Source organism: Gammaproteobacteria bacterium (assembly GCA_016200485.1).
Taxonomy (GTDB): domain Bacteria; phylum Pseudomonadota; class Gammaproteobacteria; order Tenderiales; family Tenderiaceae; genus JACQEP01.
In genome coordinates this window covers 123,674-146,331 of sequence record JACQEP010000016.1, presented here as the reverse complement: position 1 = coordinate 146,331, position 22,658 = coordinate 123,674, and the positions used below count along the sequence as shown (strand labels likewise).

The 22,658-nt window shown below is 52.2% G+C and carries 28 protein-coding genes and 2 pseudogenes; 20 read left to right on the top strand and 10 right to left on the bottom strand.

Annotated features, from left to right (window positions below; genetic code table 11):
• Nucleotides 1–103: 103 nt before the first annotated feature.
• From HY272_10785 to HY272_10755, 7 genes are all read left to right on the top strand, one after another.
• Nucleotides 104–235 carry a hypothetical protein gene (locus tag HY272_10785; GenBank protein MBI3773168.1) on the top strand — a complete coding sequence of 44 codons (132 nt, stop codon included), beginning with the start codon at nt 104–106 and terminating at the stop codon, nt 233–235.
• Nucleotides 195–461, top strand: a complete 267-nt coding sequence (locus HY272_10780; protein MBI3773167.1) for a DUF2442 domain-containing protein — start codon at nt 195–197, stop codon at nt 459–461. Before HY272_10785 ends, HY272_10780 begins: the two co-directional genes overlap by 41 nt.
• A gap of 98 nt (nt 462–559) precedes the next feature.
• The gene (locus HY272_10775) at nt 560–1,042 is read left to right on the top strand and encodes a protease complex subunit PrcB family protein (protein MBI3773166.1); all 483 of its coding nucleotides are present in this window, start codon (nt 560–562) and stop codon (nt 1,040–1,042) included.
• 75 nt (nt 1,043–1,117) lie between these two features.
• Nucleotides 1,118–1,681 (top strand): peroxiredoxin, encoded by a 564-nt coding sequence (locus HY272_10770; protein MBI3773165.1) that lies wholly within the window; start codon nt 1,118–1,120, stop codon nt 1,679–1,681.
• A 301-nt stretch (nt 1,682–1,982) separates the two neighbouring features.
• The gene (locus tag HY272_10765; protein ID MBI3773164.1) at nt 1,983–2,270 is read left to right on the top strand and encodes a BrnT family toxin; all 288 of its coding nucleotides are present in this window, start codon (nt 1,983–1,985) and stop codon (nt 2,268–2,270) included.
• Nucleotides 2,245–2,526 (top strand): CopG family transcriptional regulator, encoded by a 282-nt coding sequence (locus HY272_10760; GenBank protein ID MBI3773163.1) that lies wholly within the window; start codon nt 2,245–2,247, stop codon nt 2,524–2,526. Before HY272_10765 ends, HY272_10760 begins: the two co-directional genes overlap by 26 nt.
• A gap of 336 nt (nt 2,527–2,862) precedes the next feature.
• Nucleotides 2,863–3,972, top strand: coding sequence for a hypothetical protein (locus tag HY272_10755; GenBank protein MBI3773162.1), 1,110 nt, complete (start codon nt 2,863–2,865; stop codon nt 3,970–3,972).
• A 1-nt stretch (nt 3,973) separates the two neighbouring features.
• On the opposite strand, the gene HY272_10750 is transcribed toward HY272_10755, so the two are convergent.
• Nucleotides 3,974–4,333, bottom strand: coding sequence for a diacylglycerol kinase (locus HY272_10750; protein ID MBI3773161.1), 360 nt, complete (start codon nt 4,331–4,333; stop codon nt 3,974–3,976).
• Nucleotides 4,330–6,363, bottom strand: coding sequence for a VTT domain-containing protein (locus tag HY272_10745; GenBank protein ID MBI3773160.1), 2,034 nt, complete (start codon nt 6,361–6,363; stop codon nt 4,330–4,332). The genes HY272_10750 and HY272_10745 overlap by 4 nt, the downstream gene beginning before the upstream one ends.
• A gap of 193 nt (nt 6,364–6,556) precedes the next feature.
• On the opposite strand from HY272_10745, the gene HY272_10740 reads away from it, so the two are divergent.
• On the top strand, nt 6,557–7,717 hold the full coding sequence (locus tag HY272_10740; protein ID MBI3773159.1) for a sensor domain-containing diguanylate cyclase: 1,161 nt from the start codon (nt 6,557–6,559) through the stop codon (nt 7,715–7,717).
• An 18-nt stretch (nt 7,718–7,735) separates the two neighbouring features.
• The gene (locus HY272_10735) at nt 7,736–8,155 is read left to right on the top strand and encodes a CBS domain-containing protein (protein ID MBI3773158.1); all 420 of its coding nucleotides are present in this window, start codon (nt 7,736–7,738) and stop codon (nt 8,153–8,155) included.
• A gap of 53 nt (nt 8,156–8,208) precedes the next feature.
• On the opposite strand, the gene HY272_10730 is transcribed toward HY272_10735, so the two are convergent.
• From HY272_10730 to HY272_10720, 3 genes are read right to left on the bottom strand one after another with little or no spacing between them, the layout of a single operon-like run.
• Entirely contained in the window at nt 8,209–8,574 is a 366-nt protein-coding gene (locus tag HY272_10730) for a pentapeptide repeat-containing protein (GenBank protein ID MBI3773157.1), read from the bottom strand.
• Nucleotides 8,571–9,434: a ketohexokinase gene (locus HY272_10725; GenBank protein ID MBI3773156.1), complete on the bottom strand. Its 864-nt coding sequence runs from the start codon at nt 9,432–9,434 to the stop codon at nt 8,571–8,573. The genes HY272_10730 and HY272_10725 overlap by 4 nt, the downstream gene beginning before the upstream one ends.
• Nucleotides 9,435–9,441: 7 nt before the next feature.
• Complete coding sequence (locus HY272_10720; GenBank protein MBI3773155.1) at nt 9,442–9,753, bottom strand: hypothetical protein; 312 nt, start codon at nt 9,751–9,753, stop codon at nt 9,442–9,444.
• 106 nt (nt 9,754–9,859) lie between these two features.
• Here HY272_10720 and HY272_10715 point away from each other — a divergent pair, with 106 nt between their 5' ends.
• The 10 genes and pseudogenes from HY272_10715 to HY272_10670 all read left to right on the top strand — a co-directional run bounded on the left by HY272_10715 (nt 9,860) and on the right by HY272_10670 (nt 17,506).
• Complete coding sequence (locus HY272_10715; protein ID MBI3773154.1) at nt 9,860–10,414, top strand: ankyrin repeat domain-containing protein; 555 nt, start codon at nt 9,860–9,862, stop codon at nt 10,412–10,414.
• 1 nt (nt 10,415) lies between these two features.
• Nucleotides 10,416–10,835: a hypothetical protein gene (locus HY272_10710; GenBank protein MBI3773153.1), complete on the top strand. Its 420-nt coding sequence runs from the start codon at nt 10,416–10,418 to the stop codon at nt 10,833–10,835.
• 67 nt (nt 10,836–10,902) lie between these two features.
• Nucleotides 10,903–12,885 (top strand): tetratricopeptide repeat protein, encoded by a 1,983-nt coding sequence (locus HY272_10705; GenBank protein MBI3773152.1) that lies wholly within the window; start codon nt 10,903–10,905, stop codon nt 12,883–12,885.
• 129 nt (nt 12,886–13,014) lie between these two features.
• Nucleotides 13,015–13,473, top strand: coding sequence for a hemin receptor (locus HY272_10700; GenBank protein MBI3773151.1), 459 nt, complete (start codon nt 13,015–13,017; stop codon nt 13,471–13,473).
• 414 nt (nt 13,474–13,887) lie between these two features.
• Complete coding sequence (locus HY272_10695; protein MBI3773150.1) at nt 13,888–14,637, top strand: hypothetical protein; 750 nt, start codon at nt 13,888–13,890, stop codon at nt 14,635–14,637.
• 3 nt (nt 14,638–14,640) lie between these two features.
• Nucleotides 14,641–15,594: a hypothetical protein gene (locus HY272_10690; protein ID MBI3773149.1), complete on the top strand. Its 954-nt coding sequence runs from the start codon at nt 14,641–14,643 to the stop codon at nt 15,592–15,594.
• A gap of 119 nt (nt 15,595–15,713) precedes the next feature.
• Nucleotides 15,714–16,076, top strand: a complete 363-nt coding sequence (locus tag HY272_10685) for a helix-turn-helix transcriptional regulator (GenBank protein ID MBI3773148.1) — start codon at nt 15,714–15,716, stop codon at nt 16,074–16,076.
• On the top strand, nt 16,009–16,548 hold the full coding sequence (locus HY272_10680) for an SRPBCC domain-containing protein (protein ID MBI3773147.1): 540 nt from the start codon (nt 16,009–16,011) through the stop codon (nt 16,546–16,548). The genes HY272_10685 and HY272_10680 overlap by 68 nt, the downstream gene beginning before the upstream one ends.
• 19 nt (nt 16,549–16,567) lie before the next feature.
• Nucleotides 16,568–17,053 (top strand): VOC family protein, encoded by a 486-nt coding sequence (locus tag HY272_10675; GenBank protein ID MBI3773146.1) that lies wholly within the window; start codon nt 16,568–16,570, stop codon nt 17,051–17,053.
• Nucleotides 17,054–17,103: 50 nt separating this feature from the next.
• Nucleotides 17,104–17,506 (top strand): annotated as a pseudogene (locus HY272_10670) (VOC family protein).
• Between the two features lie 50 nt (nt 17,507–17,556).
• On the opposite strand, the pseudogene HY272_10665 reads toward HY272_10670, so the two are convergent.
• The 5 genes and pseudogenes from HY272_10665 to HY272_10645 all read right to left on the bottom strand — a co-directional run bounded on the left by HY272_10665 (nt 17,557) and on the right by HY272_10645 (nt 21,579).
• A pseudogene (locus tag HY272_10665) lies at nt 17,557–18,393 on the bottom strand (transposase).
• Nucleotides 18,394–19,067: 674 nt separating this feature from the next.
• On the bottom strand, nt 19,068–19,511 hold the full coding sequence (locus HY272_10660; protein ID MBI3773145.1) for a PRC-barrel domain-containing protein: 444 nt from the start codon (nt 19,509–19,511) through the stop codon (nt 19,068–19,070).
• Between the two features lie 453 nt (nt 19,512–19,964).
• Entirely contained in the window at nt 19,965–20,450 is a 486-nt protein-coding gene (locus HY272_10655; GenBank protein MBI3773144.1) for a retroviral-like aspartic protease family protein, read from the bottom strand.
• Between the two features lie 350 nt (nt 20,451–20,800).
• Nucleotides 20,801–21,151 (bottom strand): HNH nuclease family protein, encoded by a 351-nt coding sequence (locus tag HY272_10650; protein ID MBI3773143.1) that lies wholly within the window; start codon nt 21,149–21,151, stop codon nt 20,801–20,803.
• A 20-nt stretch (nt 21,152–21,171) separates the two neighbouring features.
• Entirely contained in the window at nt 21,172–21,579 is a 408-nt protein-coding gene (locus HY272_10645; GenBank protein ID MBI3773142.1) for a YjbQ family protein, read from the bottom strand.
• A 71-nt stretch (nt 21,580–21,650) separates the two neighbouring features.
• Here HY272_10645 and HY272_10640 point away from each other — a divergent pair, with 71 nt between their 5' ends.
• Entirely contained in the window at nt 21,651–22,607 is a 957-nt protein-coding gene (locus HY272_10640; GenBank protein ID MBI3773141.1) for an SUMF1/EgtB/PvdO family nonheme iron enzyme, read from the top strand.
• Nucleotides 22,608–22,658 lie beyond the last annotated feature (51 nt).

The following is a 22,658-nucleotide window of genomic DNA, read 5'->3' as shown; positions in this document are numbered from 1 at the left end:
TTTCGCCTTGTTATCCTTTGAATCCCGTTTTTGGCGCTCTCATGCTGGTGTTTAGTGATAAAAAAATTTGTAATTAAGGTATAAAGTTTGTAATTTCGACCTCATCCTTGAGCCGGAACTACAGCTTGCGAAAACCTACCGTTACAATCGGCAACAGTTGAAAGAAGTCGAGTCACTTATCGAGGAACACTATCATGAGCATATCAGCGCATGGCAACACTACTTCGGCAGTTGAAGTAACCAATATCTCTACTCACGGAATCTGGTTGTTGGCTCATGACCAAGAATTATTCATGCCATACGATGAATTCCCGTGGTTCAAGGATCAGCCGGTAAAGGTAATTATGAATGTTAAAGAGCCATCACCTGGACGCTTTTATTGGCCGGAAATCGATGTCGATCTCACACAAGAAATCATTGAGCATCCAGAGCGGTTTCCAAAAAAAGCAAAAAGCACATAATGCGTTCGAGTCGGGAGCGGTGAAGCGGCACACTGTTTCCTGTTGTCTCTGCGCGCCGCGCCGCTCAACACAATGTTATGCCTTATCAAGGTAAATTTATGAAAATCAATAAACTGCTGGTTGTTCTGGTAACAATGCTTGCGCCGTTGTTAGTAAGCTGTGTCCCCGAGTCAAATGCGGATACACCACTGCCAATCGTAACGTTTACGGTGATAGCATCCGGTGACAAAACAATAAGTGGCTTGCCAGAAAACAGAAAAATAGAGGTGTTTACAAGTCAGACATCATTTAATTCGAGCTTGTACTTATATATTCACCCAGTTACAGAGCACACAGTGGATTTCTCGTCGAGAAGAGTGGTATTGCTAAGCCTTGGCGGGCGCTCTACTGGCGGCCACTCAATATCGGTAGAGAAAATTGAGGACTTTGGTGAATACATTAAAGCCAAGATTGTAATCAAAAAGCCGGGGAGCAATTGCATCGTCACCCAATCGCAAACATCGCCATACGAATTTATTGAAATAAAAAGGGTGAAGGAATTACTCTTTGAAGAGAGAATCGAGGTTCAAGGCTGCATATGAAATGGCAATGCAATGCACGCGACAAGCGCGTGATTGCAAGCGTTAGACCTGAAACAATTGTCCCCGGATAGGAAAATGATAAAAGACCTAAACACTTTACCCGTTAATTTACCGGTTCCAGTAGATGACGGCGCATGCGACCATTTACTGGGGAGCACCTTACCTTCGGTCTCACTGACTAGCACCACAGGAAAAGCCGTTGATCTCAGCACTTATACGGGCACACTGGTTATTTATTTCTACCCCATGCTGGGTCGTCCCGATAGCCCTCCTCTCATCGGCTGGAATGACATACCCGGCGCCAGGGGATGCACCCCGCAAACATGTGCCTTTCGCGATTCTCACGCTGAGTTGAAGCAGCTTGGCGTCGAGGTGTTTGGTGTGAGCGCGCAACGTTTGGAAGACCAACAAGAATCCCATGCAAGGCTACAACTCCCCTTTGCATTGCTCAATGACGAGCAACTTACTTTAGCTCAAGCGCTGAAACTGCCAACATTTGAATATGCGGGCACACGCCTGATAAAGCGGTTAACAATCATTGCAATGAATGGCCTTATTCGGAAGGTTTTCTATCCGGTATTCCCGCCTAATGATAATGCGCGTGAGGTCATCGCATGGATTACGACACATCAGGTCTAACCCTGCGCTCAACCGCCCTCCGCGCTGCTCCGGGCGTCGGCTTAGCTTGGCGTTAGCCCCAAACTGAAGCGGCGCCATTGGCATACATTTTGCCTGACTCTGGTGCACGTTTTCGGCATCGTCGTCAACTGGTGTTCAGGCTTGAGTACCCGTCGCCTTGGGCTAAACCTATCCAGCCGACGCCAAAAAGCGGCGCGGCTGATGGGTGCCGTTAGAGGTTGCCAAGCTGGCATGGAGCAAGCCATATAAAAAGCCATATAATAATATGGACAAATAGCTTGGATTCTGCTAGGTTTGTCTCATGAGCAAGGAAGGCTTCGAATGGGATTCCGAGAAGAATCTTGTCAATCAAGCTAAACACGGTGTTTCATTCGCCGAAGCTCAGTATGCTTTCGCAGATCCAGACCGTGTTATTGCTGAAGACTTATCCCACAGCCATAGCGAAAAACGGTATTACTGTTTCGGGAAAGTTGGGGACGGTATTTTGACTGTCTGTTTTACATATCGCCGTGGTCTTATCCGAATTTTCGGGGCTGGCTATTGGCGCAAAGGCAAACAAATCTATGAGCGCGAAAACCAAATACACTGATGAGCCAATTGGCCCCTTAAGGGTTGTGCCGGATTTCCTACCCGCACCGGAGGAGCTTGTATTTAAGGAAGATACTGTAAAAGTTACGATTGCCCTGAGCAAGGAAAGCGTTAATTTTTTCAAGGACGAGGCAGAAAAGCATCATACCCAATACCAGAAGATGATCCGTCGGCTATTAGATGCATATACGTTGGCCCACAAGCAACCTCTAACAAAGCGTTCCAGCCGACGCAAAAGGCGCGCGGCTGAACGCTAAGGTTCACTATTGATACGGCATGAATATGTTTGAAATCGCCCCTCTCCCGCTCGCGGGAGAGGGGGTATCCGTGCCGATCGAAGTTAAAACTTCTTTTGGCCGGATCAATAAACGCTGGCCAACCTATGCTTTCACATTTCCCATCCTATGTTTTCATGCACATACGGAGGAGGCAGGTCAGCGCGACCAAAACGTGAACATTGGATTGGGTGTTTAATTACAAACTTTATATCTTAATTACGAACTTTTTTATCAATATATCGCTGGCTGTTGTGGCGTAATGTCGTCATTGACAGCAATTGTTGTTATAAACGACAATGAACAGCAAAGGGGCGCATCGTGGAAACTTTCGACGATTTGAAGGTACGGCGAACCAAGCTGGCGCAAAGTTATCTGACGTTGCTGGAGGCCCAGCCGGGTCGTCCTCTGGCGCTCTTCGCCCCGCGAAGGGTTGGGAAAACCTACTTTCTGTTACACGACCTGTACCCGGTGGCGCGGAAGGCAAAGCTGGTGCCCGTTTATGCTGATTTATGGTTGCAGCAGGATGATCCTCTTGCGGCAATCACTCATGCCTTGGAAGAGGCATTGGAAGCGGTCATGGTGCCGAAGACGGCGCTGGGCAAGGCCGCGAAAACGCCGGTGAAGAAAATCGGTGCCTTTGGGGCTGCCATTGAACTTGGGGAAGTTCCGGGCGCCGGGCCTTTGCCCGCCAAAACCGAGTTGCGGTTCGATACCCTGGTGGCGAGGTTGTATGCTGCGGCTGGCAGACCTGTACTGCTCATGCTTGATGAAGTTCAGCAACTCGGGGCGCTGGCCAATGGACAGTCGGCGATAGCCGCTTTGCGGGCCGTGCTGCAAAAACGGCATAGAGAGGTGTATGCCGTGTTCACGGGATCGTCACAGGAAACGTTGGCGGCGATGATGGTTGCGTCGGGCGGGCCAATGTATCAGTTCGCGCAGCTTATCGACTTCCCGGTGCTCGGTGATGAGTATCTCGAATTGCTCGCACAGCATTTCGCCAAGATCCACACGGGAAAATCTCTGGTCATTTCCGAGCTCAGGCGAGTGTTCGCGTACATTGGTTATAAGCCGGACCTGATGAAAGACATTGTAAAATCAATGTCCGCCGAGGGAAGTACCGATGTTGATGCAGCGGTCAAGCGAATGATCAAGAGTTCGCATCAACAGGCTGGCTGGCATGCACTACTCAATGGACTCTCACCGTTTGATCGCGCATTGTTGGTGTTGCTGGCAAGAGGTGGGTCGCCATTCGGTAAGGAAACGTTGGCACTGCTTGGCAAGATAAAGAAATCCGAGGCGACTATTGCACAAGTGCGCGCGGCACTTTCCAGATTGAAACGGGCCAGGGTTCTGAGTCAGCCGGCGAACGGTGTTTACTTGATTGAAGACCGGTTGTTCGCTTCGTTTTTAATAGAGGAAAATTAGGTTATTTTCCAATAACAGTATCAATCAACATCCACGCCGCCACCCACAATGACCCAATGCTTAGAATCAGAACGGCACCTGCTGCGCAATCTTTTACCATTTTGATTTTTGGGTGTTGCTCCGGGTGCAGGTGATCCGCCAGTTGTTCCAGCGCGGTGTTGATCAATTCAGCAGCAAATACCAGCGTTGCCATGATGCCGATCACTGCCCACCAGAGTGCATCAGGTTGCAGCCACAGCATCACCATCAGCAATATCGCGGCGAGATAGGCCTGGGTGCGCAGACTGCGTTCACTGTGCCAAGCGGCACGGAGTCCGGCGATGGCAAATCCAAGGCGAGCGTTGAAAGACTGGTTTTTCAAGGTGCGGGAGGTCCCGCATTAGGTGACCAGAGCAGTAATACTTCGCCGCGCCAGAAGAGTTTGCCCGTGCGTTCCTGCGCCGTGCGATGCACAATCTGCGAGGGCAAGGTTGCGATGAAGGGTTTGAACTGTTGCAACGGCGTATCGAAATCAAGCGCTGTGATTGGCGCGCTCAGCCAGGCGTATTGCGTCAGGGCTTGGCGAGCGACGTATCCCACCCATAGTGTACGCGCGTTATTGTCCAGAGTGATATCTGCGGGCCAGAGTTTGAGTAGCAATTGATTTTCGGGAAGCGTTAACACAAGTGCCGCATGACGGCCGTTATGGACGTTGGGTAATAGCGGCAATTGATCCAGTTTGGGAGATGGCGTCAGCCAGAGCAGGGCCGAGGTCCAGGTCAATGGTTTTGGAGTTTGCCAGCCGAGTTCAATCAGGTGCTGTTTGAGTTCATCCAGAGGGCCTGCCCATTGCAAATTAAGCGGCTGAGTTAACTTGCCACCGGCGTCAATACGGTAAACAGGTATGTCATGCCAATTCCGATCCCGCCAGCGTTGGGCTGGCAGGGTGGTGACCGTGTAGTGGCGTTCATAGCGGGCTAGATTTTCAGCGCGTGTGTCGGCGACATACCAGGCACCTAACGTGGCGAGAGTGAGAACAGGAATCACGCACAGCGCAATCAGCGAGATCTTGGGGATGAGATGGCGCCGATAAGCAGTGCCCAGGGCGATGGTCCACAGCAGGCCCAACACAATTCCGCCGATCACATCCGAAAGCCAGTGCGCGCCGAGATACAGGCGCGAAAAGCCGATGCTGAGAATGATCAGCCAGGCGCAGGAATAAATCGGCCAGCGCCATTTGAAGGAAACTTCGCGTGCGATCATGGTGGCGAGGAAACCATACAGGCAGGTGGCCAGCACAGCATGGGCACTGGGGAAGCTGAAACTCATGCTGCCGTCATACATTGCGCTGCCGGGGCGTGTCATATGCAGTGTTTGTTTTAGCGTCCAGCTGGCAATCGCGGCAAAGGCGCCCGCTGCAAGCCAATGCGCAAGCGCCAGCCAGTGTCGTTTCAGGATCAGCCACGCCGCTAATGTAATCACCAAGGAAGTCGCAACCACGCCTTCGCCTAATTGGGAGATGGTGATCATGATTTGATCTCCCCACGGCGTGCGCAGTTCCTGTAACAGGTTGTAAACGCTCTGATCCAGCCGCGCCAGCGGTGGCCCGGCGCTGAATTGCTGAAACAGACTGAGGATCAGCCACGCCACCAGCATCAGGACCACCGCGAGTATGGTCAGGGTCTTGGCTTCCGGTTGCTGTGGATCGAGCAATACCCGAGTGAAATGACCCCAATAGCGGTGGTTGCGGCTCCAGGTCAGTAGCCGCTCAATGATGGCCGCGGTGCGTGGCGCGATGAATCGATAAACACGATGCCCGGACCAGCCACCGAGCCACAGGATGAGCAGGGTCACGACGATCAGCGTCGTGAGACGCGAGGCGACTTCAGAGGCCAGGTTGAGTGATGCGCCGAAGATAATGCCGGGCAACAGATAAAGTGGTGCCCAGACAATCGCGGAAAAGACATTGAAACCGGTAAAACGCCAGGGAGACATGTGCAACATGCCCGCAATCATGGGAATGACGGCGCGTACCGGCCCGACGAAGCGCCCGAAAATGATGCTTTTGCCGCCATGACGCTCAAAAAAACGCTTGCCGCGTTCCAGCAAACGGGGGCGGCGCGAAAACGGCCACATGTCAGGCACGCGGTTTTTAAGATGCCGGCCGAACCAGTAGCTCACCCCATCGCCGACAACAGCACCCGCAACCGCCCAGCCTACCGTGGACCAGAAGGGCAAGGTGCCGAGCGCAATCAGGGTGCCCAGGCCGAACATCAAGGCCACGCCTGGCACGAACAGGCCGACAATGGCCAGCGATTCGCTAATTGAGATCAGCAATACAACAATACCCGCCCACCATGGGTGTTGGGCAATCCAGTCGAAGAAGGGTTGCAGTGTGGCGGCATCCATCACTTGAGATTATACATATCGTGTTCCGGCTAACAGCCACACGGTCGCAAAAAAAGCCGTAATGGTCTATTTTGGGTGGGGTGTTCGCTAAAGGTAGGCGGCGAACGCCCGTTATAACCAAGGAAGGCGTATGGGGAAACTGTTACCCACCAGAGATGTGGTTAGGTGACAGAGCTGGATTTGGGGGAAACGGACGTTGATAGCACCGGAAAAAAGCCGGGACAAAAGCGAAGACCTCGCCGCGCAAAATCGCCTGCTGACGCAACGTCTGCAGGAGCTGATGACCGAGGGGCGTCATAACGAACGCAAGATGCGCCGTTTCCAGGCGCTGGAGTTACGTCTCGTCGGTTTGAGTTCGTTGGTTGACCTGTTGCGCGCCATCGTTAACCAGGAAGACCATGGCGGCTGGGATGCGGTCAGTTTGCTGTTATTCGACCCCGAATACGAAATCCGCCGCGCACTGATGGATGAAGGCGTCAAGCTCGAAGCCATGCCGCAACTGATCTTTGTCTCCAGTGTGGACGAAATGACGGACATGCACGTGGCCTCACTCTTTCCATTGCTGGGCCCCTATCGCGCAGATAAACATTCCAGAATTTTTCAGCACGGCCGCCGCCCTTCCAGTATCGCATTACTGCCGTTGGTGCGTTATGGCCGTTTGATCGGCAGTTTTAACATCGGCAGTTTCGAATCGGCACGCTTTGTGCGCGGCGTACGCACCGATTTTCTGGAACATTTTGTCGCCGTGGTGGCTATTTGTATCGAAAATGCCATCAACATGGAGCGGATCAAACGTCAGGGACTGACGGACACGCTCACCGCCATCAACAACCGCCGCTTTTTTGATCAACGCCTCAAGGAAGAGGTCGAGATGGTCGGCCGTACCGGGCGGCCATTGTCGTGCATGTTGCTGGATGTGGATCACTTCAAACGCGTCAATGACACCTACGGTCATCAGGTCGGCGATCAAGTGTTGCGTGAGGTGGCAGCACTGATTCGCGCCCAGTTGCGTGGTTCGGACGTGCTCTCGCGTTATGGCGGCGAAGAATTTGCCGCATTATTGGCCAACACCTCGAATGAAGGCACGCTTGATGTTGCCGAACGTGTCCGGCAGGCGATTGAAGCCCATGTTTTCGACAGCGAAGAGTTTGAATCCTTCACCGTCACCATCTCCATCGGCGTCGCCACTTTTCGCACCGCCCCCAATACTCCTATGTCGCGCAGTCAGGGTGAGGTGCTGATCGGTCAGGCCGACCGCGTACTCTATGAGGCTAAGGCCAGTGGCCGTAATCGGGTGGTGAGTGCAGGCGAGTTTGGGTTGCAGCCGCCGGAGTCTGATAGTCCAGTGATACTGTAAGTTTAGGGCGGGGGACACATGATTCTTGAAAAAATAATGAGCAAGAACATCATCACCATCGGGTTGGATGACACCTTGAGCAAGGTCAGGGAAATATTTTCCAATACCAAGTTTCATCATCTGTTGGTGGTGGAGTCAGGCAAGCTATTTGGCGTGGCGTCAGACCGGGATCTGCTCAAGGCCCTGGGGGCAAGTGTGGGGACTGCCGCTGAAACGGCCAAGGATGCGGCAACGCTGAATAAAAAAGTGCATCAAATCATGACCAGAAAACCCATTACCTTGAAGGCCAGCGCGGATATCTATGATGCAGTCAGTATTTTCAATCAGCATACGGTCTCATGCATCCCCATTGTCGATGATGAAAATAGACCCGTTGGCATCATTAGCTGGCGCGATATTCTCAGGGTGATCGAAGCGAGCCGGAAAAAAACACCGTAGCCTGGGTTGAGCCGTAGCGAAACCCGGGGAATAATGCCATTCCACATCGCCGCTTAAATTTTACTGATCGCAATCCCGCTCAACCCCGGTTTGATTCCGGCAGCCTTGAGAACCTCACGATGTTCCGGCATGAACTTCGCATTTTCAATGATCGCGCCTTCGAGCAAGGCCCCGTCGAGTTTGGCGTGGGTAAAATCGACATCGGTCAGATCCGCGCCGCGCAAATCGGCACCGCTAAGATCGGCCAGCCGCAAATCGGCGCCAAACAAACGTGCGTTACGCAGCTGTGCGCCGCGCAAATCCATTTGTACCAGATTGGCGTTAGTTAAATCTTTGCCGCATAAATCTACGTTACATAAGTTATCAGCAGCAACGGTTGCCAGGCAGTCAAAGCCCTTGCGGTCGTAAATTTCGATCATAAATTCAATCCCTCAATGCCACATTTGTGTCCGGCAAGTGTGCAAGCGTGAGTCAGTGCGGCCTCAAGATTCTGGTCATCGATCAGCGCGTCAATCATGCCTGCGTTAAAGGTATCGCCCGCGCCGAGGGTGTCCACCAGCCGCGGCGGTGGAAAGGCCGGGCTGTGATGGGTTTTTCCATTTCGATCTAATCCATAAGCGCCATATTCACCCCAGGTGCAGGTGAGCCGTGCCTGCGGCGCCAGTTTACGCATGGCCTGCAAAAAAGTTGCGCCATCTTCAAAACCACGGCCACGCGCGAAAGGACGCGAGAACAACAACACATCTGCAAACACAAATAATGAATCAATCTTCCCCGGACGATCTTTTTCAACTTCCAGCGATATTGGGAGTTGCGGGCACAGCCGCCGTGCATGCGTCATCATCTCGCGAGCGCCATCCACATTGCGACCCTCGAAATGTAACCAGTCATAGTCGCCAAGGTTAATCTTTTCAAAGGCGCTGGCCGGATATTCCGGCAGATCACGGTAATGAACGATGGTCCGGCTGCCGTTGCGCGTGTTGTGCGTCACATACGACGTTGGTACCTTGCCCTGCGGCACCGTCATCACTGCCGACAAATCAATGCTGTGGCGTGACAGATCGGTCTCGATTTCGCGGGCGTCGGCCTCATCGGCCAGAACCCCGGCCCAGGCGCAGTGATGGCCAAGCCGGCTCAGTATCACCAAGGTGTTGGTGGCATTACCGCCCCGGCAACGGCGCTGTGCCGTGGCCCGCACCTCGTCATCTTCCTGCGGATAGCCATCCACGCTATTGATAATGTCGAGTGTGGCGATGCCCACCGCCAGGATGCGCGCCATCGTCGTCTCAGGAAGGATTGGGCTTATCGCACTGTTTGAATGAAGCCAATGGCATGAAATACACGTTCAGCAGGTCGAGCAACACCCAGCACAGCGCCATAAAAATCAAGTAATGATAACTGTGGTTAAAGTGGATCAGGGCTGCCCACCAGACCACGTTCCAGACATAGAGAAAGGACAGCAACACCAAGGTCCAGGGGAAAGCCGCGACGCGGGCATTGCAGCCGGAGCAGTGCTTGACGCCCCAAAATCCCATGCGGTATTTGTCTTGCCACGAAAAAACGAGCGCTTTACAGCGCGGGCATTTGAACTTGGCCATGATGCGATCCAGTGAGTCCCCAGCAATGACGGGTATTATACTGCATCGCGCAGGCGGGGGTTGAATCGCGTTACAATAGGCGCCCCGGATGGGCGCGAGGTGAAGGATGAGACGGATAACTAATGGCTTGGTGCTGTTGCTGTGTGCAACGCTGTTAACCGCGTGCGATAAAAATACGCCCCTGATGGAGCAGGTGATGGACCGCAATACCGATGCGGTCAAAAAATCATTGGCCGAGGGTGCGGATGTTAACGCGCGCAACAATTTTGGCTGGACGGCCTTGATGCACGCCGCGCGTCAGGGCGATGCCGAAACCATGTCGCTGTTACTGGCGCGTGGTGCGGAAGTGGATGCCGCCGATGACGGCGGATGGACGCCATTGATGCGGGCAGCGATGAAGGGACATGCCCCGGCCGTCAAGCTGTTGCTTGAGCATGGCGCCGACGTAAAGCGCCAGACCAAAGAGGGCTGGGCGGCCTTGCATTGGGCGGCGCAACAAGGACACGAAGATGTGGTGCGAATGTTGGTCGCAGCAGGCGCCGACCTTAAGGTGGCGACCCAAGATGGCTGGACGCCGCAAATGATCGCTCAGAAAGAAGGGCATGCGGAGTTGGGTAACTGGATCAATCGTGAATTGGAGCAGCGTGGCAAGGAACATTAATATGCGGACGCAAAAAACTATAATCTCTATATTATTGGGTGTATTGCTGGTCGCGTGTGGAGGTGAACCGAAAACCTTAATACCCGCGCCGCTCGGCGATCAGGCAGCATTGGAAAAATTGGCCAAATCTTGGGAGAAAGTATCGAACGAGAATCTCAGCACCACTCCCATGAGTCTACCGGGGGATCAGCGCAAGCGCTTTATCGAAATGATTTTCACCGACAATGGCTACAGCTACAGCGCCACCTTGCATACCTTGGCGACGCAGAAATTTGATAAAAGCAATAAAGCTTATGTCGATATGGCAGAACTGGTATTGATGCCGCATCGTAATCCCAAGATCCCAATGGAAGCCGCCGATATCTATAAACCTGCGGAATTGCTCGATGTGGCAGTGATAGAGCGGGCGTTGAATCAGTGACTCTGGGTGGGCTGGCGGATGCTCTGGTAGGGAAGTAACAGCTACCCTACATATTTATGATCATTACATGACGACCTCGCCGACATCCAATAATCAAATCATTGACCTGCTCAGGCAAGCGATGACCTGGCATCAACAGGGGCAGCTGCAGAATGCCCTGGAGCTGTATCAACGCGTACTTCATCTTGCCCCTGATAATTTTCCTGCATTATTCAGTTTGGGCGCGCTGCTTGGTCAGATGCGGCGTCTGGATGAGGCCGCGACTTATTTTGCAAAAGCGGTCGTCGTTGAACCTAAGGATTTTTCCGCGCACTTTAATCTCGGGATGGCGCTGGAACAACTTGGGCGGTTCGAAGAGTCCTTGGCAAGTTACAGCAATGCAGCTGCATTAAAGCCGGATTATCCAAATATTTATAACAACCTGGGTAACATTCAGAAGATTCTCCGCCGTTTCGAGGAAGCCTTGGCGAATTATGATCAGGCACTTGCGTTAAACCAGGATTTGGCAGACGTCCATAACAACCGTGGAAATGTTTTGATCGACCTTCAACGGCATGACGAAGCGTTAGCCAGCTTCAAAAAGGCAATTGCACTGAGACCAGACTTTGCAATGGCTTATTACAATATGGGCAATTTGCTCAATATGCTTGGCAGGCATAATGAAGCTTTGAGTAGTTATGACAAGGTAATCGCCATCAATCCGGAGTATGCGGCGGCCTATAACAACCGAGGGTTGATCCTTCAGCAAAAGTTCAAGCGTTATGACGAAGCTCTGGTCAGTTTTAATAAAGCAATATCCGTACACCAAAAGTTTACAGAGGCTTACTATAATCGTGGTGTTCTGTTTAGCGAAATAGGAAAACTTGAGGATGCCGTTTTTAATTATGATATGGCGGTTTCTCTCGATCTCGATAATCCAATCGCATATAACAATCGTGGCAATGCCCTGCGTGGGCTGCGACGCTACGAAGAATCGTTGTCAAGCTTCAATAAAGCAATCTCTTTAAAACAAGATTTTAAAGAAGCCTATTACAGTCGCGGCGTTTTGTTTAATGATATCAAGCGGCTCGATCTTGCCATGAATGATTATAACAAGGCGCTTTCCCTCGAAAAGGATTATCCCAAGGCCAATTTCAACAAGGGTATTCTTGAATTGCTTTTGGGGAACTTTGAAGAAGGATGGCCGCTTTATGAAGGTCGCTGGGTTATAGGCCAGCAAAGCCTTTGTATCGGACATGGCAAAAAGCCATTATGGTTGGGAGGCCAACCAGTGGCCAACAAAACCATGCTCGTGTGCCTTGAGCAAGGCCTTGGCGATTTTATTCAATTTGTGCGTTACATTCCCATGATTGAAGCTATGGGCGCGAATGTTATTTTGGAAGTTCATGCGGCACTCGTGCCACTGATTCGCACGCTGAATGGTTCATTTAAAATAATTACAAAAGGGGAGGCGCTGCCCGATTCTGACTGCTACTGCCCCATCATGAGCTTGCCATTAGCATTTAGAACCACCCTTGAGACGATTCCAAATGAAGTGCCCTACCTTTCAACCATTCCACAAAAGCAGATCGAATGGCAAAGGCGGCTTGGATCTAAAGTAAGGACACGAGTGGGCCTTGCATGGTCAGGAACGTCAGATCATAAAAATGATTACAATCGCAGTATTTCTCTCCGGCATCTAAGTCCCCTGCTGGATTTGGATATTGAATTTCATTCGCTGCAAAAAGAAATCAGAGCCGATGACGAGGCGATCTTGATGAATTCACCGATTCACGCCCATCAGGAAGAGTTGCTCGACTTCGCCGACACCGCCGCCCTAATCTCGGAGTTGGACCTGGTGATTTCCGTGGATACTTCAGTCGCACATCTTGCGGGTGCGTTGGGGAAGCCTGTCTGGATTTTGCTACCTTACGTGCCAGATTTTAGGTGGTTATTGGAGAGAAGTGATAGTCCTTGGTATCCCACGGCACGCCTATTCAGGCAAGATCGTCTTGGGGATTGGGCGAACGTGATAGATAAAGTGCTTGCGGAATTAAAAGCCGCTAATTAGAGACGCGTGAATCTGTTGTAGCAATCCACGATTTTTACTTTTATTTCCGCCCTTTTTATGTCTTAACTTATTTTTCACCCAGCCGCTATCGTTGACTACAGGATTAATACTTAGCTTCGAGGTGCCACCATGTCGATAACGTCACGCCAAATCACCCTCATCCAACGCAGTTTTGCCAAGGTGGAGCCTATTGCCGATGCGGCGGCGGAGATTTTTTATAAAAAGTTATTTGAATATGATCCCTCGTTGCGAAGAATGTTTAAAAACGACATGAAAGATCAGGGGCGAAAATTGATGGCGGTGCTTACAGTCGCCGTGGGATCGTTGACCAATCTTGACCAGCTGGTGCCGACGTTGCACAAATTAGCCGAACGACATGCGGGTTACGGAGTAAAGCCGGAAGACTACACGCCAGTGGGAAATGCCCTGCTCTATACCTTGAAAAAAGGATTGGGCGATGAGTTTACGCCGGAATTGCGCGAGGCGTGGATAAGCGTTTTCCGGCTCGTCGCCAACACAATGCGAGAGCATAGCTACCCGAGTTTTGACGCGCGTACGTTTAAGAATATGAAACGATACAATCGTTAAATCGCTGGGTGGTGCAAACAATGATGCCGGACACCTTATTAGGGATTAAACTACCTTGATGAAATGATCACAAAGACTGCGGGATCTAACGGGAGGGAGCCAGGTCGGATTTATGAGTGAGTAGTGCCTTGCTTCCCGCTAAATCACTGCTACAGTTAACACAACGAGTGTTGTTGGCATCAAGAGCCAATGCACTTGTTCCGACAGTAATTCAATGGTCTTTAATATAGCTCAGTCCTGCTGTTTATACACAGCATAATCGATGAAATGTATTTTCTGGGTAATTCAGCAGACGCATGTAACTGGCAGTGAAAGCAGTCACTAATTTCCATGCGTCATGAGGTTGAAAGTCAAACAGACCATGCCACATGTTGTTTAGCAAAATTGCACGGAAGCTATTTCCAAGGAGGGATTATGGCTAGATTCGGTGTTGAGGCTATACGTTATTTCAGTAACGCACGAGCCGCAGATGTCAGCACTGCGGGTGATTTGACCTACACATTCAATCGCAGTAACGGTTTCGACAGCAAGCTTCGTTCGGCGGGCCACACCCGTTCCTTCTACTGGGGCAACACCGATTGCTGGGAGACCGACATTCGCGACAGCGATCAGGGCGGCGACGACCGGCACTGGGTCGACGATGTCGACATCTTCTGGATGGAGACTCACGGTAACCATACCGCCAACGGCCAAGCGCGGATGTTGTACGACACGCCGCGCGATAACTGGCGCACTTTCTCCGGTCAGTGGCAGCTCGGTGAAAACTGGAATGCCGAATGGGTGATGGCGTATTCCTGTAAAACAGTCGATCTCAACAATGTCGGCGGCCTGTGGAACATTTTTTCCGGCATGCACATTTACTGTGGCGCCTGGGACAACATGTACGATGGCATCACTACCGACGAATGTGGCGAGGATGTGGGCGACAATCTGATTCACGGCCACACTGTTTCCGACTCCTGGATCGACGGCGTTTCGGACTGGTGGGTGGACAACCACCCCATCACCGTCTGTGTCGGCGATGCGGCCACCTGGAACGGCGGCAACATTCGCTGGGATCGCAGTTATCTCAATCGTGACCACCTGTGGGGCCACGGCAACGTCGATCCCGACCTGCCGCCGTCGCAACAGGCGTGTCTTCTCTGGCGCTGGGCGGAGGGCTAACCCATGAAAAAGAAGGCATTCATCGACAAACTCATCAGCAATCTGGAGTCAGTGCCTGCTCAGGCAGACGTGATTGAGCTCAAGCAGCCGAACATTGACGATTTGCATCGGCGTGGTCATCAACTGCTCTCGTTCATCGGGAAGAGCTGCGGTTGCAGTTTCGAACGCGGCGATTGGACGGAGCAGCAGGACAGTACCCTGGTCCGCCTGCCGCAAGGGGCTCGCGCAGTGCTGTATCACCCTTCCGGCGCAATGCAGCTCACCACCGGCCTGGCGCCGATGGAACAGCTGTTCGGTAAACTGGAGAGCAAGGCGCATCTTACCAAGCTGGTGGAACAGTCCGCTCGTAATCTCAACATCAAACAATGGGTGAGTGAAAACGAAGAGCTCAGGTTCGAACGATTGTGGCAGATCAAGGCCGCTGCCGCAGACCGCGAGGGCAAAGCCATTTCCCCCGTACTCTGTCGCGCCGTCGGCGCCTATCGTCACTACATCAATGGACTACCCGTACTCGGTGCCGCATCGGTAGCGGTCAAAGTTGCCACCGAAGGCCAGCTCGATTCGCTCTCCATTATGGCGCGTCAAACCAGCGGCAAAACCATTGATCGCGTCAAAACCGTTCCGCCTGAGCAAGCGCTGCAAAAGGTCTATCAACAACTGGAGCGCCTGATGGGTCACAGCAAAATACCGCTTACCGAAGTGGCAATGCCGCAGTCGGTACAGTTCGGTTATCTGAGTCTCTCCAAGCGCAAAGCCCAGCGGTTGCTTGAGCCCGCCTACGTAGTTTCCATCAACATTGAAGGTCAAGAAGAGGCGCAGGGATACGTCTTCACCGTGGCCGGCAGTGATAGCCCCTACATGCCGCTGGCACTCGTCGGCAACGAGGCCATCACCAGTCCCAAGGCGCGTTATGGCATGACCACTGCCGAAGAGCGGGAGCGCATAGCGGCCTGCTAATGAAAAAGTAGTGAAGCGGTCACTTGTCATCCTCTCCCGCACGCGGGAGAGGATGCTTGACAAGCCGCCAGAGCCGGCTATATTTAACCTATTAGTTAATTAACCTATAGGTAATATAGATGTCGCCCGATCACCTCAGCACCACTTTCTCAGCACTCGCCGACCCCACACGCCGCGCGATTCTGTCACGCCTCGCCTCGGGCGAGGCATCGGTCAAGGAACTCGCCGAGCCCTTCGAAATGACGCTTCCCGCCGTCACCAAACACCTCAAAGTCTTGCAGCGCGCCGGTCTGATTACGCAGAGCCGTCAAGCGCAGTGGCGGCCCTGCCGGTTAGAAGCAAAGCCGCTGCAAGAGATTTCCGATTGGGTGGTGCAGTACCGCCAGTTCTGGGAGCAGAGCTTTGACCGGTTGGATGAATATCTGCAGGACTTACAAGCAAAGGAGAAAAAACGTGGACGCAAAAAGAAACAATCCCGCTGAGAATATCGCCGAGCGCAAAATTGTAGTCACCCGTGTCTTCAATGCTCCGCGTGAGCTTGTGTGGGAGGCGTGGACCAACCCCAAGCACGTGGCGAACTGGTGGGGGCCGAACAGTTTCACGACGACGATTGAAAAGATGGACGTGCGGCCTGGCGGTGTGTGGAAGCATGTGATGCATGGCCCCGACGATACTGATTATCCCAGCAGCAGTGTGTTTAAAGAGGTCGTCAAACCCGAGTGCATCGTCTTCTCTCATGGCGGCAGCAGGGAAGGTGGACCTGGCGTCCATTTTATAGCGACGTGGACCTTCGAAGCGCTGGATAACAAGACCCGCGTAACCATGCGCATGGTCTTCGATACGGCGGCAGATCGCAAAACGGTGGTCAAGGAATACAACGCCATCGAAGGTGGCAACCAGACCATGGATCGTTATGGCAAGTATGTGAGGAAGTTGTCTGAACAAGTTGCCTGAACAATAGGAGTAAAACCCTATGCAAAAAATTACCCCATTCCTCTGGTTCGATAGCCAGGCCGAAGAGGCTGTGAATTTTTATGTTTCGATCTTCAAGAATTCAAAGATCGTTAATGTTGCCCGTTATGGAAAGGCCGGCGCGGAAGTTTCTGGACAGCCGGAAGGCACAGTCATGACCATCGCATTTCAGCTCGACGGACAAGACTTCATCGCCTTGAACGGCGGTCCAGTATTCAAATTCTCACCTGCGATTTCCTTTGTTGCGAACTGCGAGACGCAGGCAGAGGTAGATGCGTTGTGGAACCGGCTCACCGACGGTGGAGAGATCGAACAGTGCGGCTGGCTTAAAGACAAATACGGCGTGTCATGGCAGATCGTTCCGGTAGTCTTGGGCCAACTGATGAGTGATCCCGATCCGGCAAGGTCGGAGCGGGTCATGCAGGCGATGTTGCAGATGAAGAAAATCGACATCGAAAAATTGAAACTCGCCTATAAGCAACAATAAAACCGTTACCTAATAGAAAGGATTTCTGAACGCATCCCAAAGGAGAGACTATGAACGTTCAACCGTATCTGTTCTTCGATGGCCGCTGCGATGAAGCGCTCGAGTTCTATCAAAAAGCACTCGGTGCCAAAGTCGAGACGATCATGCGCTACAAGGAGAGCCCCGATCCGCCTCCGCCTGGCATGATCCCGCCCGGCTCGGAGAATAAAATCATGCATTCGAGTTTTCGCATCGGCGAAACCCTCCGATGGTAACTGCCGGGGACAGCCGAATTTCCAGGGATTCTCGCTATCGATCAGTGCTGCCAGTGCGACTGAGGCCGATCGGCTGTTCAATGCACTGGCCGACGGTGGCAAGGTGCAGATGCCGATCGGTAAAACGTTCTTCTCCCCGCGCTTTGGCATGGTCGCCGATCGCTTCGGCGTGTCGTGGATGGTCATCGTGGCGCCATGATGAACTGCGCGAGAAGATGAAAAACAACGCGCATCATCGGGGTCTTGCAATCACACATTTCGGTACTGTTGTTCACAGGCAGCTACAATTCGGCTGACAGTCGAATAATGAACGCCGAAATAATCCGCGATTTGCTGCAGAGTGTAATCGCCCGAAAGATAGGCCCCCGCCATCCCCTGACGGCCATGGCGCGCATATTGCTCCAACGCCTTGGCGCGCGCGGCCGTCGTTGCGCGCGCGGAATCTCTCTGAGCTTTTCGGCATCGGGGATGCGGTGCTGGATGCCTTCGACGAAGGCATCGCTGCCGAGGAAAACCTGATGCTTGAGTCCGTCCCACACACTCGGCAGCCCGACCCCGGCTCGAACAAAGTCTTCGTATTTCTGGGCCGCGCGCCGCCGTTGCGCACTAAACTGTCCCAATAACCAATCCGTTTGCAGCCAGGCGGGCGGAGATTCCAGCCCGAGCATCGCGCGGTGACTACTCCACGGCCAGTCCCGCACGCCGTTCACGGACTGGATTGAGTACCACGTAGCGCGCCAATTCGATCAGGTAGCTGTCTCTTTCCACCAAGACGCCCTTGAAGCGTCCCTGGAACAGGTGCCCAACGTTGCCGTGTGTACGATTCACCCACTGAGTGTACACCCCATTGAGCTGGCGCATCCCCTTTGATGAATTCCCTTCCGGCGTCTCCGCCACAATGTGATAGTGGTTGGTCATCTGGCAATAGGCGTGGCAAATCCAATTGAAGCGCTCGCATACGTTTCCAAAGATCGTCAGCCATGCCTCGCAGTCTTGTTTTCCATCATAAATATCTTCCCTGCGATCACCCCGGGAGGTGACATGGTATAAGCCACCAGACAATTCAATTCTCAAGGGTCTTGCCATGACTCACAGTCTAGCCCGGAAATGCGTTATTGCAAGACCTGACCCCATGACCATTTAGCTAAGCTGGGATCAATTTACGGATCGCGTCGTCCCCATTGCCAGCCAGCTGATGACACCGATGGTAAGTAACAGGACAGCCAAAACCAGCAGCAATGTGTTGATGGTTTTACGTTGCATCATTACCTCCCTTGTTAATCGGTCTAATAATGTTTGAGTGATAGGTCTCATCGTCCTGCGATGCCGGATGAATCACGAAGACCACAGCTAAACTGCGCGAAAGATTGGCTCAACCCAGGCCAGTGAAAAGCGATTGCCGGTGAAACATTGTTAGCCCCTTTATCTCCACGGGTAACCTTTTATCAAATCCTTTAAAACAGGGTGCGACCGGGTAATCCGATCGCACCCCCTAACAACGCAGGCGGTAGTAAAAAATAAAAAGAGCGCTAAATATTTCTAGCTCATACGTCTTGCGTTATTCAACAGCCATGCTGAAGCGCGTTCAGCGATCTTCGATTGCATGAGATGTGTTTTAAACCGGCGACTTCTGCATTAGCCACTGGATTTCCCGAGTCCCTTTGATCATAAAACGATGAGTGGTTGCTTAACCGCGTATCTGAAAAAGACGTGGATGATCCGCTTCGACGCCATTCACTACTCCATGCCTGTGTTTCCATTTATCGTTCCATTGGTTGTTGCATCTTGGTTTCGCCTTTGCGCACATCTTCAAATGCGGAAAACTCACTGGTCACTCTGTCTTTGCTTACATTCAATGTGACACGTGTTTGATCAGGCGATATCTGAAGTTGATTAAAGGGCACAGCTATGTCTTTTTCGCCCAGGCCGACGATACCACCAACACCCAGCACCGCGTAAGTTACTTGGCCATTGCTGCCAATCGCCAAATTTCTAATTTTGCCAAGCGTTTCTCCTTGGTGGTTTACAACATCGCGACCGATAAGACGGGAAGTCTCATATGCCACCGGTTTTGACATCTGTTGCATCATGCCCTGTTGTTGCATTCGCTGCGACTCGTTCATTTCTTCGCCCAAAACAGGGTTGGCCAAAAAGATGCACACAGCACCTAATGTCGTCATTAATACTCCATTTTTTGTACTCATGATCGCCTCCTTAAATTCGTCATTTCCAATGCCGCTTCCTCTCTCTATCTTTAACATTCGCAGAAGAATAGGCATCACTTAACTACTTCCTACTGTATGTATATAGATGTCGAGTGATCACGTGTCAATAAAATGAGCTGTAACCACATTGCATATGGCGTTAAGAATTAAGCGACAGAAAAACTCTGTATATTTAGAGCGTACCTCGATATCCGATGGAAGATTGAATAAACGGGTCGTCCAGATTTATCGTGGAAAATGCAGGTTAATAAGGCAATAAATGAAGAGAAAAGCATAGCTGTCGAAAAGCGAGGGAGGCAAACCTTGATATCAATCGCGTGAAGATAAGCCGTATCTGCGATATCATTGCCGTATTCATTGCAATGATTACCAACTAATTTTTTACAAAAACTAAAGACGCCTGAACAGCGCGAGTGCAATTGATCAGCTTTATTAATTAAGTTGATGGCTTGTTTGGTGTGCTGTTCCACAATGACTAAGGATCAGCTCGGGAGGATCAAAAGAGAAAATAAAGGGTGAAACCGTTTTAAGCGCGCTCAAACCCAAAATTTGCCGAGTTTCACCCGGGAAAACGGCCGCCTCAACATTATTCACCCAACACTGGCCACCAATGTTAACGGCCGACAACGAATAAACAGGCACCTGAGTACGCTGCCCATCGGCCAATACAGCCTCTAAAAGCTTGACGTACTCCGCTTCACCACGCTCCAATAATGAAATCAATGTCTGTTCATTGATCGTCATATATCCGGAGCCGGTATCGACCATGAATTCCGCTGTGCCATGCCCTGCAATTTCACCGGCGACGTAATAAGTGGCTACACCTTTATCTTTCATCGGTACCGAAGTATCAAATTGCTGTGCAAGCGCGGAGTCCAACCCCGCAATCAAACAAACACCAAGGATTCCCCATTGCATTAAGTTTTTCATGGATTTCCTCGCCGAAATTTCTTCGGACCAACAAAAGTTATCAAAGAAAAAAAGAAAAAATGCGCTCACAAATACAAATCTCTATTTAAACAACCAATTACCCAAATTGACGCGTTTTCTGACCTAGAATCTTAAGCGACCTATACCCTATTTTTATCGACCTCTGGGTGGATTCACATGAGTTTTGGAGAAACAGGGGCACTGGTGAATGAGCGATGCAAGTGGCTACACAATCGCGTCAAGCACTCAGGAAGGTTGGGTAAGGACTATCGTGGACCCCTCAACCGCTTTGGATACTATACGGAAAACGCCGCGAGCCCGTTATCCCCAGCCGAAAATCACTTTTTGTTCTTAAGCATCTCCGCCAAATTTGCAAAAGGATTATGGCTGGCGCCAGCGGGTTTGGCGGTGTTGTAGCGGGTGCCTTCGCCGTCGAGCAGGCGTGAGTGTTCGTTGTCATGGCAGTAGACGCAGAGCAATTCCCAGTTGCTGCCGTCTTCGGGGTTGTAGTCGTGGTTGTGGTCGCGGTGGTGGACGGTGAGTTCGTGCACGTTGGTGCGGGTGAATTCGCGTGAGCAGCGGCCGCAGATCCAGGGGTACATCTTGAGCGCTTTTTCGCGATAGCCCTGTTCGCGCTGCTCGCGGGCGCGGCGCGCTTCGGCGACGACTTCATCCAGTTTTTTGCTCATGCGCGGACTCCTGAATTCTTTCAATTCCCAATATGTACCACCAAACTGCGCGTGCCGCCATGATGGCGATGTTCCCATAAATAGATTCCCTGCCAGGTGCCGAGGGCGAGGCGGTTGCCAATGATAGGTATGCCGAGGCTGGTGGCGGTGAGTATGGATTTGATATGGGCGGGCATGTCGTCGCCACCTTCGAGGGTGTGGGTGTAGTGCGGGTCACGTTCCGGCACTAACCGATTAAGCCGTTGTTCGAGATCGTGTTTGGCGGAAGGGTCGGCATTTTCCTGGATGACGAGGCTGGCGGAGGTGTGCTGGATGAAGAGGGTGCACAGTCCGTCCTTGATGCCGCTGTCGTGGACCACTTGTTCAATGCTGCGGGTGATATTTTGCAGGCCCTGCTGGGAGGTGGTGATCTGCAGTTGTTTGATCATGGTGATTTCTCGATGGCGGTGTCGATTTTTTTATACCATAGGCCCTTAGCGGTGGGGATGGGAAGGGTGTAATGAAAATAGGGCGCAGTGTTGGCGGCGTGTTTGTCGCTGCGTGGTTGAGTAGTGCAGCGGCAGCGGAGTCGGAGATGGTGTTGATCCCGGCCGGGCCGTTCATCATGGGCTCGAATCAGGTGGATGCTGATAATAAGGCGCAGGAATTCGGTTCGATCAAGCCCTGGTATCTCGATGAGCGGCCGCAGCGGCAGGAAACTTTGCCTGCATTCTACATAGATCGTTATGAAGTGACGCATCGTGATTACCGCGACTTTGTGATGAAGAATAATTACTGGTTGCCGCAGGGCTGGGATAAAAACGGTTATTTGTTGAATCGTGATTTACTGGAGATGGGTGATCAGCCGACGTTAAGCCGCCTGGCGACTGACACCTATCATCTGGATATGGATACCCGAAAAATGTCGCGCGCGAAGCTGATCGATGCGATCACAGCACAACAAAAGCGGTTGGATAAGTTGCCGGTGTCGGGTGTGACGTGGACGGCAGCGCGCGATTATTGCGCCTGGAAGGGCAAGCGCCTGCCGACCGAGGCGGAGTGGGAAAAGGCGGCGCGTGGAACCGAGGGGCGTGAATATCCCTGGGGCAATGACTGGGACCCAGCGCGGCTTAATGCGGGGTCTGCGTTGCGCGATGGTGAGCAGGGGGTGGCGCCGGTGGGTTCGTATCCCAAGGGCCGCAGCCCGGAGGGGGTGTACGATCTGGCGGGTAATGTGATGGAATGGGTGGCCGACGAATATCAACCTTATCAAGGAAATCAGGAGGTTAGCGAGTTATATGGCAAGAAATACCGCGTCGCCCGTGGCGGCGGCTGGGGCGGGGTCGGGCATTACACGATCAGCCATTTCTATCGCGGCGCGTATCGATTCCCGCTGGCGCCGGGGTCAACCTTCGTTGATTTAGGGTTCCGCTGCGCCAGTTCCGGGGCTAAGCCTAAGTCGGGCAAGGGCCGATAATCTTAAGCAGACCGGGATGTTTGTGCCCCTCACCCCACCCCCTTCCCAGAG

What these genes read in the sequence shown, in the direction of transcription:
- HY272_10725 (MBI3773156.1), bottom strand. Translation starts at nt 9,434, where the DNA reads ATGGCGCGCATCCTGGCGGTGGGCATCGCCACACTCGACATTATCAAT.
- HY272_10655 (MBI3773144.1), bottom strand. Translation starts at nt 20,450, where the DNA reads ATGCAATGGGGAATCCTTGGTGTTTGTTTGATTGCGGGGTTGGACTCC.
- HY272_10680 (MBI3773147.1), top strand. Translation starts at nt 16,009, where the DNA reads ATGAATATCTGCAGGACTTACAAGCAAAGGAGAAAAAACGTGGACGCA.
- HY272_10685 (MBI3773148.1), top strand. Translation starts at nt 15,714, where the DNA reads ATGTCGCCCGATCACCTCAGCACCACTTTCTCAGCACTCGCCGACCCC.
- HY272_10650 (MBI3773143.1), bottom strand. Translation starts at nt 21,151, where the DNA reads ATGAGCAAAAAACTGGATGAAGTCGTCGCCGAAGCGCGCCGCGCCCGC.
- HY272_10700 (MBI3773151.1), top strand. Translation starts at nt 13,015, where the DNA reads ATGTCGATAACGTCACGCCAAATCACCCTCATCCAACGCAGTTTTGCC.
- HY272_10675 (MBI3773146.1), top strand. Translation starts at nt 16,568, where the DNA reads ATGCAAAAAATTACCCCATTCCTCTGGTTCGATAGCCAGGCCGAAGAG.
- HY272_10775 (MBI3773166.1), top strand. Translation starts at nt 560, where the DNA reads ATGAAAATCAATAAACTGCTGGTTGTTCTGGTAACAATGCTTGCGCCG.
- HY272_10780 (MBI3773167.1), top strand. Translation starts at nt 195, where the DNA reads ATGAGCATATCAGCGCATGGCAACACTACTTCGGCAGTTGAAGTAACC.
- HY272_10770 (MBI3773165.1), top strand. Translation starts at nt 1,118, where the DNA reads ATGATAAAAGACCTAAACACTTTACCCGTTAATTTACCGGTTCCAGTA.
- HY272_10705 (MBI3773152.1), top strand. Translation starts at nt 10,903, where the DNA reads ATGACGACCTCGCCGACATCCAATAATCAAATCATTGACCTGCTCAGG.
- HY272_10735 (MBI3773158.1), top strand. Translation starts at nt 7,736, where the DNA reads ATGATTCTTGAAAAAATAATGAGCAAGAACATCATCACCATCGGGTTG.
- HY272_10730 (MBI3773157.1), bottom strand. Translation starts at nt 8,574, where the DNA reads ATGATCGAAATTTACGACCGCAAGGGCTTTGACTGCCTGGCAACCGTT.
- HY272_10720 (MBI3773155.1), bottom strand. Translation starts at nt 9,753, where the DNA reads ATGGCCAAGTTCAAATGCCCGCGCTGTAAAGCGCTCGTTTTTTCGTGG.
- HY272_10765 (MBI3773164.1), top strand. Translation starts at nt 1,983, where the DNA reads ATGAGCAAGGAAGGCTTCGAATGGGATTCCGAGAAGAATCTTGTCAAT.
- HY272_10645 (MBI3773142.1), bottom strand. Translation starts at nt 21,579, where the DNA reads ATGATCAAACAACTGCAGATCACCACCTCCCAGCAGGGCCTGCAAAAT.
- HY272_10695 (MBI3773150.1), top strand. Translation starts at nt 13,888, where the DNA reads ATGGCTAGATTCGGTGTTGAGGCTATACGTTATTTCAGTAACGCACGA.
- HY272_10715 (MBI3773154.1), top strand. Translation starts at nt 9,860, where the DNA reads ATGAGACGGATAACTAATGGCTTGGTGCTGTTGCTGTGTGCAACGCTG.
- HY272_10760 (MBI3773163.1), top strand. Translation starts at nt 2,245, where the DNA reads ATGAGCGCGAAAACCAAATACACTGATGAGCCAATTGGCCCCTTAAGG.
- HY272_10640 (MBI3773141.1), top strand. Translation starts at nt 21,651, where the DNA reads ATGAAAATAGGGCGCAGTGTTGGCGGCGTGTTTGTCGCTGCGTGGTTG.
- HY272_10690 (MBI3773149.1), top strand. Translation starts at nt 14,641, where the DNA reads ATGAAAAAGAAGGCATTCATCGACAAACTCATCAGCAATCTGGAGTCA.
- HY272_10660 (MBI3773145.1), bottom strand. Translation starts at nt 19,511, where the DNA reads ATGAGTACAAAAAATGGAGTATTAATGACGACATTAGGTGCTGTGTGC.
- HY272_10710 (MBI3773153.1), top strand. Translation starts at nt 10,416, where the DNA reads ATGCGGACGCAAAAAACTATAATCTCTATATTATTGGGTGTATTGCTG.